The organism is Bradyrhizobium sp. INPA03-11B (assembly GCF_040446015.1).
Classification (GTDB): Bacteria; Pseudomonadota; Alphaproteobacteria; order Rhizobiales; family Xanthobacteraceae; genus Bradyrhizobium; species Bradyrhizobium macuxiense_A.
In genome coordinates, this window is sequence record NZ_JASGSR010000003.1 from 141225 (window position 1) to 155297 (window position 14073).

At 65.3% G+C, this 14073-nt stretch carries 15 protein-coding genes; 7 read left to right on the forward strand and 8 right to left on the reverse strand.

The window, feature by feature from the left end; all coding sequences use genetic code 11:
* Positions 1-157 precede the first annotated feature (157 nt).
* From fliF to QMZ05_RS02405, 5 genes are read left to right on the forward strand one after another with little or no spacing between them, the layout of a single operon-like run.
* On the forward strand, positions 158-1786 hold the full coding sequence (gene fliF / locus QMZ05_RS02385; protein ID WP_353699305.1) for a flagellar basal-body MS-ring/collar protein FliF: 1629 nt from the start codon (positions 158-160) through the stop codon (positions 1784-1786).
* A gap of 1 nt (position 1787) precedes the next feature.
* Positions 1788-2873, forward strand: a complete 1086-nt coding sequence (gene fliG / locus QMZ05_RS02390) for a flagellar motor switch protein FliG (protein ID WP_021077001.1) — start codon at positions 1788-1790, stop codon at positions 2871-2873.
* On the forward strand, positions 2873-3496 hold the full coding sequence (locus QMZ05_RS02395; protein ID WP_353699306.1) for a FliH/SctL family protein: 624 nt from the start codon (positions 2873-2875) through the stop codon (positions 3494-3496). The genes fliG and QMZ05_RS02395 overlap by 1 nt, the downstream gene beginning before the upstream one ends.
* 20 nt (positions 3497-3516) lie before the next feature.
* The gene (gene fliN / locus QMZ05_RS02400) at positions 3517-3867 is read left to right on the forward strand and encodes a flagellar motor switch protein FliN (protein WP_050631817.1); all 351 of its coding nucleotides are present in this window, start codon (positions 3517-3519) and stop codon (positions 3865-3867) included.
* 55 nt (positions 3868-3922) lie between these two features.
* Positions 3923-5308 (forward strand): sigma-54 dependent transcriptional regulator, encoded by a 1386-nt coding sequence (locus tag QMZ05_RS02405; RefSeq protein WP_353699307.1) that lies wholly within the window; start codon positions 3923-3925, stop codon positions 5306-5308.
* Positions 5309-5350: 42 nt separating this feature from the next.
* Here the strand turns inward: QMZ05_RS02405 and QMZ05_RS02410 are convergent, their stop codons facing one another.
* Positions 5351-5506, reverse strand: a complete 156-nt coding sequence (locus tag QMZ05_RS02410; protein WP_353699308.1) for a hypothetical protein — start codon at positions 5504-5506, stop codon at positions 5351-5353.
* A gap of 169 nt (positions 5507-5675) precedes the next feature.
* On the opposite strand from QMZ05_RS02410, the gene QMZ05_RS02415 reads away from it, so the two are divergent.
* Positions 5676-6056 (forward strand): hypothetical protein, encoded by a 381-nt coding sequence (locus QMZ05_RS02415; protein WP_074132080.1) that lies wholly within the window; start codon positions 5676-5678, stop codon positions 6054-6056.
* A gap of 109 nt (positions 6057-6165) precedes the next feature.
* Here QMZ05_RS02415 and QMZ05_RS02420 read toward each other — a convergent pair whose 3' ends face one another.
* From QMZ05_RS02420 to QMZ05_RS02450, 7 genes are all read right to left on the reverse strand, one after another.
* Positions 6166-6765, reverse strand: a complete 600-nt coding sequence (locus QMZ05_RS02420; protein ID WP_353699309.1) for a flavin reductase family protein — start codon at positions 6763-6765, stop codon at positions 6166-6168.
* A 7-nt stretch (positions 6766-6772) separates the two neighbouring features.
* Positions 6773-7612, reverse strand: a complete 840-nt coding sequence (locus QMZ05_RS02425; RefSeq protein WP_353699310.1) for an ATP-binding cassette domain-containing protein — start codon at positions 7610-7612, stop codon at positions 6773-6775.
* A gap of 8 nt (positions 7613-7620) precedes the next feature.
* Entirely contained in the window at positions 7621-8427 is an 807-nt protein-coding gene (locus QMZ05_RS02430; RefSeq protein WP_353699311.1) for an ABC transporter permease subunit, read from the reverse strand.
* Positions 8424-9605, reverse strand: coding sequence for an FMNH2-dependent alkanesulfonate monooxygenase (gene ssuD, locus QMZ05_RS02435; protein WP_353699312.1), 1182 nt, complete (start codon positions 9603-9605; stop codon positions 8424-8426). Before ssuD ends, QMZ05_RS02430 begins: the two co-directional genes overlap by 4 nt.
* Complete coding sequence (locus QMZ05_RS02440) at positions 9587-10540, reverse strand: sulfonate ABC transporter substrate-binding protein (protein ID WP_353699313.1); 954 nt, start codon at positions 10538-10540, stop codon at positions 9587-9589. Before QMZ05_RS02440 ends, ssuD begins: the two co-directional genes overlap by 19 nt.
* A gap of 40 nt (positions 10541-10580) precedes the next feature.
* The gene (locus tag QMZ05_RS02445; RefSeq protein WP_353699314.1) at positions 10581-11531 is read right to left on the reverse strand and encodes a sulfonate ABC transporter substrate-binding protein; all 951 of its coding nucleotides are present in this window, start codon (positions 11529-11531) and stop codon (positions 10581-10583) included.
* Between the two features lie 217 nt (positions 11532-11748).
* Complete coding sequence (locus QMZ05_RS02450; RefSeq protein ID WP_353699315.1) at positions 11749-12954, reverse strand: LLM class flavin-dependent oxidoreductase; 1206 nt, start codon at positions 12952-12954, stop codon at positions 11749-11751.
* Between the two features lie 221 nt (positions 12955-13175).
* Here QMZ05_RS02450 and QMZ05_RS02455 point away from each other — a divergent pair.
* The coding region (locus QMZ05_RS02455) for a DEAD/DEAH box helicase (RefSeq protein ID WP_353699316.1) at positions 13176-14073 on the forward strand (898 nt) is incomplete at its 3' end.

The following is a 14073-nucleotide window of genomic DNA, read 5'->3' on the forward strand; positions in this document are numbered from 1 at the left end:
GGCATTTGACGAAAACCGGCTTTGCCCTGCGAAGCCGGTTTTTTTCATGTCCGCGATTTTGCCGCGGTCCTTAACCTTCGTTAACCATATGGAAACCATACCCTAGGCAATATTTGCCCAGTCGGACCCGCGTGGGCCGAATCCCTGGGGGCCGTTGGTGCAAAGTCTGGTTGCTTTCCTGAGAGGTCTTGGTGCGGCCCGCCTCGCGGCCATGGTTGCGGTCACCGCGGCCCTGATCGGCTTCTTCGCCTTCGTCATCATGCGTGTCACCACGCCGCAGATGACCACCCTCTTCACCGACCTGTCGACCGAGGATTCCTCAGCCATTATCAAGGAGCTGGAGCGCCAGGCGATCCCGTTCGAGCTGCGCAATGACGGCGCGGCGATCATGGTGCCGAAGGACAAGGTGACGCGGCTCCGAATGAAGCTCGCCGAGGGCGGCATGCCCAAGGGCGGCGGCGTCGGCTACGAGATCTTCGACAAGTCGGACGCGCTGGGCACCACGAGCTTCGTCCAGAACATCAATCATTTGCGGGCGCTGGAGGGCGAGCTCGCCCGCACCATCCGCGCCATCGACCGCGTCCAGGCCGCGCGCGTCCACCTCGTGCTGCCGGAAAAGCCGCTGTTCTCGCGCGAGACCCCGGAGCCGTCGGCCTCGATCGTGTTGCGGGTCCGCGGGTCGCTGGAGCCGCAGCAGATCCGGGCGATCCGCCATGTGGTCGCCTCCGCCGTCAACGGGCTGAAGCCGCAGCGGGTCTCGATCGTCGACGAGGCCGGCCAGCTGCTCGCCGATGGCGCCCAATCCGACGCCGATGCCGCTGTCGGCGACGAGCGCCGCGCCGCCTTCGAGAAGCGGATGCGCAAGCAGGTCGAGGACATCGTCTCCTCGGTGGTCGGCGCCGGCCGCGCCCGCGTCCAGCTCTCCGCCGACTTCGACTACAACAAGATCACCCAGACCTCGGACAAGTTCGACCCCGAGGGCCGCGTGCTGCGCTCGACCCAGACCCGCGAGGAATCGAGCCTCACCGCCGACAATTCCGGCCAGGTCACAGTCGCCAACGAGCTGCCGGGCAGCCAGAATCAGGACAACGCCGCCCGCGCCCGCGACCAGAGCAAGAAGAGCGAGGAAACCAACAATTACGAGATTTCCCGCACCACCAAGACCGAGGTGACCGAGGCCGGCCGCGTCAACCGCATCTCGGTCGCGGTGCTGGTCGACGGCGCCTACTCCAAGAACGAAAAAGGCGAGATGGTCTACCAGGACCGCTCCAAGGAGCAACTCGACCGCATCGCCGCCCTGGTCCGTTCCGCGATCGGCTTCGACCAGAAGCGCGGCGACCAGGTCGAGGTCGTCAACCTGCGCTTCGCCGAGCCGCCTGCCTCGCAGCCGATCACCGAGCCGACCGGCCTGCTCGGCATGCTCCAATTCACCAAGGATGACGTGATGTACGTCATCGAGCTCGGCGTCATGATGATGCTCGGCCTGGTCGTGCTGTTCATGGTGGTCCGCCCGCTGGTCAAGCGCATCGTCGCGGCCGACGTCATCCCGGCGCTGGCAGGTGGCGGCGTGCCGGCGCTGGCCGAAGCCCATGCCGAGAGCGCTGGGGCAACCGGCCAGGCGCTGATTCCGGCCGGCAGCGGCGCGGCGCAATTGATCGACGTCGCCCAGATCCAGGGCCAGGTCCACGCCCAGGCCGTGCATCGGGTCGGCGAACTCGCCGAGCGCAATCCGAACGAGACCGTCTCCATCGTCCGTCAATGGCTGAGCGAGCCGGTAGAGAACTGACATGGCCGCCGTACCCCAGACCACCAACGCCAACGACATCGCCACCGTCCTCTCGACGCTGGCGAACCGGCAGAGCGCCCGGCCCAAGGGCAAGCCGCTGCCCGGCCCCAAGCGCGCCGCGATCCTGATGCTCGCGCTCGGCGAGCAATATGGCGGCAAGATCTGGTCGATGCTCGACGATGAGGAGGTTCGCGAGCTGTCGGTGCACATGTCGACGCTCGGCACCGTCGAGGCCGACGTGGTCGAGGATTTGATGCTGGAATTCGTCTCGCGGATGTCGGCCTCGGGCGCGCTGATGGGCAATTTCGACGCCACCGAACGGCTGCTGCAGCAATATCTGCCGGCCGAGCGCGTCACCGGCATCATGGACGAGATCCGCGGTCCGGCCGGCCGCAACATGTGGGAGAAGCTCTCCAACGTGCAGGAAGAGGTGCTCGCCAACTACCTCAAGAACGAGTACCCGCAGACCATCGCCGTGGTGCTGTCGAAGCTGAAGCCGGAGCACGCCGCGCGCGTGCTCGCGATCCTGCCCGAGGACATCGCGCTCGACGTGGTCGGCCGCATGCTGCGCATGGAGGCGGTGCAGAAGGAAGTCATCGAGCGCGTCGAGCAGACGCTGCGCACCGAGTTCATGTCGAACCTGTCGCAGACCCGCCGCCGCGACGCCCATGAGGTGATGGCCGAGATCTTCAACAATTTCGACCGCCAGACCGAGACCCGCTTCATCACATCGCTGGAAGAAGAGAACCGCGAATCCGCCGAGCGTATCAAGGCGCTGATGTTCACCTTCGACGATCTGATCAAGCTCGATTCCGCCTCGGCCCAGACGCTGATGCGCAACATCGACAAGGACAAGCTCGGCGTCGCGCTGAAGAGCGCCAACGAGGAGGTGCGCAGCTTCTTCCTCGGCAATATGTCCTCGCGCGCCGGCAAGATGCTGATGGACGACATGGCCGCGATGGGCCCGGTGCGGTTGCGCGACGTCGACGAGGCGCAGGCGCTGCTCGTCAACCTCGCCAAGGACCTCGCCGCCCGCGGCGAGATCACCCTGACCAAGAACCGCGCCGACGACGAGCTGGTGTATTGATGGCCGCACCCGCAAAATTCCTGTTCGACACCGACTTCTCGGCCCCGGACCGCTCGCGCGAGCGCGCGCCGACGCCCGCCGAGGTCGCCCAGAAGGTCGCCGACGCCGAAGCGCGTGCCTATCGCGCCGGCTATGAAGCCGCGCTGCGCGAGGCCAAGGTCGAGAGCGACCGTCGCATGGCGCAGGCGCTGGAGGAAATCGGCACCGCGATCAAGGGCATCGCGGCGCGCTTTGCCGGCATCGAGACGCGGATGGAGACCGAAGCCGTCGATGTTGCGGTCGCGGTCGCCCGCAAGCTCTGCGCCGAACTGATCGCGCGCGAGCCGCTCGGCGAGATCACCGCGCTGGTCTCCGACTGCTTCTCGCATCTGGTGGCAACGCCGCATCTCGTGGTCCGGATCAACGACGCGCTCTACGAGGCGGCGCATCACAACATCGAGCAGATGGCGGCGCATTCCGGCTTCCAGGGCCGATTGGTGATCCTGGCCGAGCCGACCATTGCGACCGGCGACTGCCGGATCGAATGGGCCGATGGCGGCGTCGTGCTGGAGCGCGCCGCGATCGAAGGCAAGATCAACGAACTCGTCGGGCGCTATCTGGCGTCCCGCGGCGAGGCAGGCTGAAGGCGATTGAGGGCTGAACCATGAGCGACACCGACACCCAAGTCCCGCTTCCCGATCTTAACGCCGCCGACGCGCCCGGGATCGACGACATCGGCTACAACGAGGACGAAAATGCCGCGCGCATCGCGGCCGACCTCGAGGCCGTGTTCGACGTGCCGGTGCAGGTCTCGGCGGTGCTCGGCCGCTCCAAGATGGACGTCGGCGACCTCCTGAAGCTCGGACCGGGCACCGTGCTCGAACTCGACCGCCGGGTCGGCGAGGCGATCGACATCTACGTCAACAACCGCCTGGTGGCGCGTGGCGAAGTGGTGCTGGTGGAAGACAAGCTCGGCGTGACCATGACCGAAATCATCAAGGCAGAACGCTCTTAAACGAATGCAACGGTAGCGCGCGAAACCTGCGCGACCAGACGAACAGGAGATCATCATGCGGCTTCTCATCGTTGGCACCCTGAAGGGCCAGCTCACGACCGCGACCAAGATCGCGATGGACAACGGCGCTTCGGTGACCCACGCCGAAGCTGCCGAGCAGGCGATGAACGTGCTGCGCGGCGGCAAGGGCGCCGACCTCCTGCTGGTCGATGTCGGCCTCGACATCCGCGACCTCGTGATGCGGCTCGAGGCCGAGCACATCCACGTGCCGATCGTCGCCTGCGGCATCTCCAACGATGCCCGCGCCGCGGTCGCCGCGATCCACGCCGGCGCCAAGGAATACATCCCGCTGCCGCCCGACCCCGAGCTGATCGCAGCCGTGCTCGCCGCGGTCGCCAATGATGCGCGCGACCTGATCTATCGCGACGAGGCGATGGGCCGGGTGATCAAGCTGGCGCAGCAGATCGCCGGCTCCGACGCGTCCGTCATGATCACCGGCGAGTCCGGCACCGGCAAGGAGGTGCTGGCGCGCTATGTCCACTCCCGCTCGGCCCGCGCCAAGCGGCCGTTCATCTCGATCAACTGCGCGGCGATCCCCGAGCACCTCTTGGAATCCGAACTGTTCGGCCATGAGAAAGGCGCCTTCACCGGCGCGGTGGCCCGCCGCATCGGCAAGTTCGAGGAAGCGACCGGCGGCACGCTGCTGCTCGACGAAATCTCCGAAATGGACGTCCGCCTTCAATCGAAACTCTTGCGCGCGATCCAGGAGCGCGTGATCGATCGCGTCGGCGGCACCAAGCCCGTGCCCGTCGACATCCGCATCATTGCGACCTCGAACCGCAATCTGTCGGAGGCGGTGCGCGAAGGCACCTTCCGCGAGGACCTGCTGTTCCGCCTCAACGTCGTCAACCTGAAGATCCCGCCGCTGCGTGATCGTCCGGCCGACATCCTCGAACTGGCGCAGCATTTCGCCAGGAAATACGCCGAGGCCAACGGCCTTCCCGTCCGCCCGATCTCGACCGAGGCCCGCCGCGTCCTGACCGCGAACCGCTGGCAGGGCAACGTCCGCGAGCTCGAGAACACCATCCATCGCTCGGTCCTGATGGCGCAGGGCGACGAGATCGGTCCCGACGCGATCCTGACCCCTGATGGCGACCGCCTCGACCTTGCCAAGACCGCGCCCGCGGTGGCGCACGCGACGCTCGCCGCCGAGCAGGTCACCCGCGCGCTGGTCGGCCGCACCGTCGCCGACGTCGAACGCGACCTGATCCTGGAAACGCTGAAGCACTGCCTCGGCAACCGCACCCATGCGGCCAACATCCTCGGCATCTCGATCCGCACGCTGCGCAACAAGCTGAACGAATATGCCGACGGCGGCATTCCCATCACCCCGGCCGGCAATGGCGCGCCCGACTATCAGCGCATGGCGAACGCCGGTTAAGAAAAAGAGAGGCGGCGGAGCAATCCCGCCGCCTGCCCCGCCTCACGAATAGCTGGGCGCGTCGGGCTTGCGAAAGATCCGAATCGGATCGCCCGGCGTGATCTCGCGGCCGGTGAACGCCGCATACGCATAGAGCGCCAGATAGGCGACGGCGATTGCGCCGACGAAATAGAACAGCCAGGCTCCCAGGCGCTTCATCGAACCGTCACGTCTCCGAAACATCCGCGGCTTTTAGTGCGCTTGCCGGGAAAGCGCCACGGCCAACATGCCGCGCCGGCTGCCTTGCCGTTGATCCCTTGAATCTTGCAGCCAGTTGCCGTATTCAATCTCCTATTGCGCTTTTATATTTCGACAACTGGAGAGTGATATGGCCCTTTACGTGCAGACCGCCGGCACCCTGTCCACCAACTCCGCAACTCTCACGCCGATGCAAGGCCTCAGCCTGACGATCCCGGAGGGCGTCGGCACCACCGCGATCATCACCCTCAACGTTCCCAATCCCTATGCCATGGGCAACGATATTCCAGGCGGCGTGTTCGGCGTCACCGTCAATGGCACAGCCTCGCCGGTCGTCGCGAGCTTTACCTACAATGAAGGGACCCCGTCGAGCTTCGGCCGCGTCCCGACCACGCTGGTCGTCGGCATTCCGCTGAGCAATACGGCTCAGACCATCCAGGCCGTATGGGCTGGCGTTCGCGGCAGCAATGTGATCATCGACAGCCCGGCGTCCCTGAGCGCAGTCTACTGAAGGCCGATCAGGACCGGCAACGCTGCGCTAAAGCATGACCCGGAAAAGTGCGAAGCGGTTCTCCGGATCCTGCTGGAGCAAGAATCTCAAGCGCGATGACGATTCAATCTCATCGCGCTTTAAGCACGCCCGGAGCATGGACGTGACGCGACGGCAGGCTGACCTCGGCCAGCCGCGCGGCGTCTTCGTCATGGTCGATCGCGACGTATTCGCCGTGCCAATAAGCCAGCGCGGCGTTGCGTTGCGATGCGATCACGTCGAGCACGCGGCCGATGACGATCGCGTGCGAGTGCCGCTCGATGATCTCCTCGACCTCGCAGTCGACGGCGGCGAGCGCGCCGACCAGCAGCGGGACACCTGAGGCGCGCGTGGTCCACTCGGCGCCGGAGAACCGCTCCGCGCCTTTCAGGCCGCCCTTGCCGGTGAAGCGCTCGGCGATGTCGAGCTGATCCGCGGTCAGGATGTTGACGCCGAACACGCCATGGCGCGCGATCAGCTGATACGACGAGGCGGCGCGATTGATGCTGACGATCAGCGACGGCGGCTCGACCGACAGCGACGACACCGAGGTCACCGTCATCCCCGAGATGTCTTTGCCGCGCCCGGCCGTGATGACGCTGACACCGCCGGTGAGGTGGCGCATCGCGCCGCGGAAGTCGGCGGCGGTGACCGCGGGCTCGATCGAAACATTGCGGACGACGGTGTTCATGGCGACCTCACAGAGTGTCTTCGCTGCCTTCGAGCAGATGCTTCAGGATCTCGCCTTCCAGCGCGGCGAGCTCGGCCGAGCCGCGCCGGCGCGGCCGCGGCAGATCAATCGTGACATCCTCCGCGATCCGGCCATCCTCGATGACCAGCATGCGGTCCGCGAGCGCAACCGCCTCGGCGACGTCATGCGTCACCAGGATCGCGGTGAAGCCCTGGTCGCGCCAGACCCGCTCCAGCAATTGCTGCATCGAGATTCGCGTCAGCGCGTCGAGCGCGCCGAGCGGTTCGTCGAACGCCAGCACACGGGGCTGGCTGACCAGCGCCCGCGCCAGCGCGACGCGCTGCTTCTGGCCGCCCGAGAGCACCGACGGCCACTGGGTGCGCTTGTCGCCGAGGCCGACCTCGACCAGCGCGCGCTCGGCACGCGCCTGCGCATCGACCGAGGAGCGCTCACGCCCCAGACCCACCTCGACATTGGACAGCACCCGCGCCCAGGGCAGCAGGCGTGGCTCCTGGAACATGACGCGGACGTCCTGCGCCCGCGGCTCCTCGCCGAAGGCAATGCTGCCCGCGGTCGGCGCGTCGAGGCCCGCGATCAGGCGCAGCAGCGTGCTCTTGCCGCAACCGCTGCGGCCGACGATCGCAACGAATTGGCCCGAGGGGATGTGCAGGTCGATGCCGCGCAGCACCTCATTGTCGCCGAACGCCTTGCGCAAGCCGCGGATGGTCAGCGACAGGCCGCGGGCCGCATTATCGGTCACCCGCCGCAGGTGCCGCGACTTCACGACGATGTCGGCGTGGTCGACCGGCTCGGCGTCGACGGGCTGGAAACGAAGCGCTTCTTGCATTCTCACTCTCACTTCTTCTGGAAGGCGGGGTGCCACGACAGGGTGAGCCGCTCCAGCGCCCGCGAGGCGCTGTCGGCGAGCTTGCCGAGCAAGGCGTAGATCAGGATCGAGAGCACGACGACGTCGATCAGCATGAACTCACGCGCCTGCATCGCCATGTAGCCGAGGCCCGACGAGGCCGCGATGGTCTCGGCGACGATCAAGGTCAGCCACATGATGCCGAGCGCAAAGCGCAGGCCGACGAAAATCGACGGCAGCGCGCCCGGGAAGATCACCCGGCGGAACAGCTCGCCGTCGGTCATGCCGTAGATGCGGCCCATCTCGATCAACTGCGGATCGACGGTGCGGATGCCGTGCAGCGTGTTGAGATAGATCGGGAAGAACACGCCGAGCGCGACCAGGAACAGTTTTGCCGACTCGTCGATGCCGAACCACAGGATGACCAGCGGGATCAGCGCCAGATGCGGGATGTTGCGCACCATTTGCAGCGTGGTGTCGGTAAGTTTCGCCGACAGCTGCGACAACCCGTTGGCGAGGCCGAAGGCGAAGCCGATGCCGCCGCCGATCACAAAGCCGATCGAGGCGCGCCAGAAGCTGACCCAGATGTTGCGGACCAATTCACCAGACAGTAGCAGCTTCCATCCCGCCAGCGCGACATCGGTCGGCGCCGGCAGCACGCGCGAGGGGACAAAACCGGTGACGCAGGCAAGCTGCCAGACCAGCACGATCGCGAGCGGCACGACCCACGGGATCAGGCCGTCGACCTTCGGAAGCTTCGGTGCGCCGACGCGCGGTAAACTGTCGATCAAGCTCATGATTGCGATGCCTGCTTTTGCGGACGGTAGTCATTGCCGATGGTCTCGCCGAACGGCCCGGTGTTGACGCGGATCGGCCTCACATTGCCCGGCTGCGCCAGCGACAGCAGCGGGAAGACCAGCTCGGCGAAGCGATAGGCTTCCTCGAGATGCGGGTAACCCGACATGATGAAGGTATCGACGCCGACGTCCTGATACTCCTTGATCCGCGCCGCAACGGTTTGGGGATCGCCGACCAGCGCGGTGCCGGCGCCGCCGCGCACCAGGCCGACGCCGGCCCACAGGTTCGGGCTGATCTCGAGCTGATCGCGTCGCCCGCCATGCAGCTGCGCCATGCGCTGCTGGCCGACCGAGTCCATCCGTGAAAATATCTTTTGCGCGGCAGCGATGGTGTCGTCGGTGACGTGCTGGATCAGCTCGTCGGCGGCGCGCCACGCCTCTGCATTGGTCTCGCGCACGATCACATGCAGACGGATGCCGAACGACAGCTTGCGGCCGCGTTGCGCGGCAACCGCCTTCACTCTGGCGATCTTCTCGGCGACCTGTGCCGGCGGCTCGCCCCAGGTGAGGTACTTGTCGACGGTATCGACCGCGACGTCGATGCCGGCGTCTGACGAGCCGCCGAAATACAGCGGCGGGCGCGGCGATTGCACCGGATTGAACAGCAGGCGGCCATCCTCGATCCGGATGTGCTTGCCTTCGACATTGACAGTCTTGCCGGCGAGCAGATCGCTGTAGACGTTGAGGAATTCACGCGTCACCGCGTAGCGCTCGTCGTGATCGAGGAAGATGCCGTCGCCCTTGTTCTCGATCGGATCGCCGCCGGTGACGACGTTGATCAACAGACGCCCGTTCGACAGCCGGTCCAAGGTCGCGGTCATGCGCGCGGCGACGCTCGGCGACTGCAGGCCAGGCCTGACCGCAACGAGATAGCGCAGCCGCTCGGTCCAGGGCGCGACGGCCGAGGCCACCACCCAGGAATCCTCGCAGCTTCGCCCGGTCGGCAGCAACACGCCGTAGTATCCGAGCTGGTCGGCGGCCTGCGCGATCTGGCGCAGATAGTTGAAGTTCACCTCGCGGCCGCCGATCGACGTGCCGAGATAACGGCTGTCGCCGTGGGTCGGCAGGAACCAGAGGATGTTGGCGTTGGTTGGGGTGCTCACGTGCCCGGCCTCCATGCGACGTCGGAAATCTTGATTTGTTTCGGGATCAGGCCGAGCGCGAAGAACGTGTCGGCGACCTGCTGCTGGTCCGCGATCACGGCGTCGGTGACCGGCTTGATGCCGTAGGCCTGCCGCTTCAAAGCGACCTCCACGACAGGCACCGACAGGCCGATGCTCGGCGCCAGTTGCTCGGCAACGGCGTGGATATCGCCCTTGGCCCAGTCATCGACTTCGCTGAGCTGCGCCAGCACGAGCTCGACGATCTTCGGATCGGCCTGCAAGAACTTCTTCGAAGAGAAGTAGAACTGATAATTCGCGACGACGCCGGTGCCGTCGGCGATGGTGCGCGCGCCGGTCGCAGCCTCGGCCGCGGCCTGGAACGGATCCCAGATCACCCAGGCATCGACCGCACCACGCTCGAACGCCGCGCGCGCATCGGCCGGCGCCAGGAACACCGGCTCGATCTCGGAATATTTGACGCCGGCTTTCTCCAGCGCCTTCACCAGCAGATAGTGGACATTTGAGCCCTTGTTCAGCGCGATCTTCTTGCCCTTGAGATCGGCGACCGATTTGATCGGGCTGTCCTTCGGCACCAGGATCGCCTCGCCTTTCGGCGCCGGTGGCTCATAGGCGACATACTGGATCGGCGCGCCGGCGGCCTGCGCGAAGATCGGCGGCGCCTCGCCGGTGTTGCCGAAGTCGATCGCGCCGACATTGAGCGCTTCGAGCAGCGGCGGCCCGGACGGAAACTCGGTCCACACCACCTTGGTGCCGACCAAATTCAGCTTCTCCTCGAGCGAGCCCTTGCTCTTGAGCAGCACCAGCTTGCCGTATTTCTGATAGCCGATGCGGACCACCTTCTCCTGACCGTAGGAGGCGCTGACGGTCGCAGCCACAATGCTGACCGACAGTACCGCGCGGGCAATCCAGCGCCGGAAGAAACGCGTCATGGGAATATCCTCTGCATTGAAATAACCAAACGCGCGCCGATCAGGTCTGGGGATTGCGCCAGACGATGTCGCGGATCGCGATCTGCTTCGGAATCAGGCCGAGCTTGAAGAAGCGGTCGGCGACACCCTGCTGGGTCGCGATGATGTCATCAGTGATGGGGCCGACCGAGAAGCCCGCCCGCTTCGCCGCGATGGTCTGGATATCGAGCGGCACGCCGGTGACGGCAGCCAGCGATTTCGCGACCTCGTCGGGATGCGCCTCTGCCCATTTCGCGCTCGACGTCGTGACATCGACGATCTGCTGCAACAGTACGCCGTGCCGGTTCGCGAAGTCGCGGTTGGCGATGTAGAACGAATTGGTCTTGGTGATGTCGCGGGTCTTCACCAGAATGCGACCGTTCTGCCTGGTCTCGGCGATCGCGAAATACGGATCCCAGATCGCCCAGGCGTCGATGCCGCCATTGGCGAAGGCCGGACCGGCGTCCGGCGGCGTCAGATAGACCGGGGTGATGTCGTCATAGGTCAGCCCGGCCTTCTCCAGCGTCTGGATCACGACGTTATGCGCGCTGGATCCCTTGGTGAAGCCGACGCGCTTGCCCTTGAGGTCGGCGATGTCTTTGATTGCCGAATTCTGCGGCACCAGGATGCCTGACCCGTTGATGATCGGCTGCGCCGCGGCATAGACGATCGCCGCGCCCGCGGCCTGCGCAAAGATCGGCGGTGAATCGCCGACCGCGCCGTAGTCGACGCTGCCGACATTCATCGCTTCCATCATCGGCGGGCCCGAGGAGAACTCGACCCATTTCACACTGACGCCCTGCGGCTTGAAATGTTTTTCCAAGGCCTCGCGCTGGCGCGTGATGACCAGCACGCCGTTCTTCTGGTAGCCGATACGAATTTCCTTCGCGTCGGCCTGTGCGTGCACACCGCGCGACAGCGCAGCCGCGGCAGCTATGACCAGCGACAGTTGAAGGAACTCACGACGCTTCATTCCAAGACTCTCCTGACGATCAAGCGCGCACGCGCGCCGCATGATCATGCGATGCCAGGATGATGGAGCGCGCGAATGAAGCTGTCGAGCACCGCACAAAAATAGCGATGCCTGCACTTCGGTGCAGGCATCGCGCGTGCGGTTTCTTTTAAAGCGCAGATCGCGTGTAGCGAATTATTTTCCTCACGGAAACGCGAGGTCGCTGCACAACAATCGATCAGCCAGCAGCGGCGGCTTTCGATCCGACATTGACCGCGAGTTTACCGTAGCGGTCCGAGTACGCCTGGGTGTCGATCTCCTCGAGCTGGATCGAGCCATCGAGCACGCCCTGCTTCCAGGCATCGTGCTCGGGATCGTGCTGGAACTCCGGCATCACTTCCTTGCCGAACAGCTCGAGCGACTCGCAGATATGCTCATGCGTGTTCTTGCCGGCCTGGTTGAGCAGGATCACCTGGTCGATATGCGAGGCACGGAAGCGGCGCAGCTTCTTGCGCAAGGTCTCCGGTGAGCCGATCAGGCCGCCGCGCAGCGCGGCCTCCTGCGCCTCAGGATTCTCGCGCTTCCACTTGTTGTACTCATCCCACATGTTGACGGTGCCGGGTGCCGGCCGCTGCCGATTCTGCGACTGGCCGTAATAGCGCAGCGCGAACTGGAAGAAGGTCGCGCCGTCGGCGCGCCGGCGTGCTTCCTCATCCGTTTTCGCGCACATGAAGAACGAGACCAGCGCCATGTTGGGATTGATCTCGTAGTCGGCGAGCTTCTTCAGCCGCTTGGTGATGGCGTTGTAATAGGCGTGCACCCAGGCATGCGCCGCTTCGGCGCTGACGAACTGGAAGCCGAGCGCGCCAAATCCGTTCTGCCCGGCGCGTTCGATCGTGGGCAGCTGCGAGCAGGCCATCCAGAGCGGCGGATGCGGCTTCTGCACCGGCTTCGGCACCACGTTGCGCAACGGGATGTCGAAATACTTGCCGCGATGCTCGGTGCCGATTTTGGTGAACATCGGGAAGATCGCTTGGACCGCCTCCTCGAACACCTCGCGCTTGGTCTCCATGTCGCGGCCGAACGGCGTCAGCTCGGTGATCGAGGCGCTCTCGCCCATGCCGAACTCGCAGCGGCCGTTTGAGAGCAGATCGAGCACCGCGACCCGCTCCGCGACGCGCGCGGGATGATTGGTAGTGAGCTGGAAGATGCCATGGCCGAGCCGGATATTTTTCGTGCGCTGGCTGGCTGCGGCGAGGAAGGATTCCGGCGCCGGCGAGTGCGAATATTCCTCGAGGAAATGATGCTCCACCACCCAGGCGTAGTCGTAAGCCAGCCGGTCGGCGGTCTCCAATTGTGTCAGCGCATTCTGGTAGAGCCTGAGCTCGTCGCCGTCGTTCCAGGGGCGCGGCAGTTGCAGCTCGTAAAAGATGCCGAATTTCATGGCGTCATCACTCCCAAGGTCGCGTTCCCGACCACTTGTCGTGGTCCCGACCGCTTGTTGTTTTGGATCAGTCTAGTGGCGGGGAAGGCCAAGTCCAGCCTCGGGGGTGAAACTCCAATTCCGTGCAGCGGGAGGCGGCTTGCCTGGCACGCATGAATGTTTAGCTTGTATTGGTGTGAGTCGCGGCGCTATCGGTCGCGCGCTCCTTCCTCCGAAAGCTCATGACCACCTTTACGCCGCATCAGGAATCCGCGCTGAAAGCCGTCGCCGACTGGCTGAAAGCCAAGCCCGGCCAAAACGGCACGCCGCCGGTGTTCCGCCTGTTCGGCTATGCCGGAACCGGCAAGACCACGCTCGCCCAGCACATCGCCGAGGGTGTCGACGGCGAGGTGAAGTTCGCCGCCTTCACGGGCAAGGCGGCGCTCGTGATGCGCAACAAGGGCTGCGACAGCGCCTCCACGATTCATTCCCTAATCTATCGCGCCCGGGAATCCGGCGTCGAGCAGCCGAGCTTTGAGCTCTGGGACGACGCGCCGGCCTCGAAGGCCAAGCTGATCGTGATCGACGAATGCTCGATGGTCGACGCCGAGCTCGGCCGCGATCTGATGTCGTTCGACTGCCCGCTGCTCGTGCTCGGCGATCCCGCGCAATTGCCGCCGATACAGGGCGGCGGCTTCTTCACCGACGCCGAGCCGGACGCGATGCTGACCGAGGTGCACCGCCAGGCGCAGGACGATCCGATCGTGCGGATGTCGATGGACATCCGCGAGGGCCGCGAGCTCGAGATCGGCCGTCATGGCGAGAGCGAGGTGGTGTCACGCAAGGAGCTCGATCCGGACCGCGTGATGAGCGCCGACCAGGTGCTGGTCGGCCGCAACAACACCCGCCGCGCCTACAACATGCGGGTACGGCAGCGGCTGAACATCGAGGATCCGCTGCCGGTCGCCGGCGACAAGCTGGTCTGCCTGCGCAACAACCGCAAGAAGGGCCTGTTCAACGGAGGGCTGTGGCGGGTCAAGGCGCGCGCGCAGTCGAAATCCAAGATCATCACCATGCGCGTGATGCCCGACGAGGATTTCGGCTACAAGGTCACCAAGGTCTCGGTGCGCGGCGAATGCT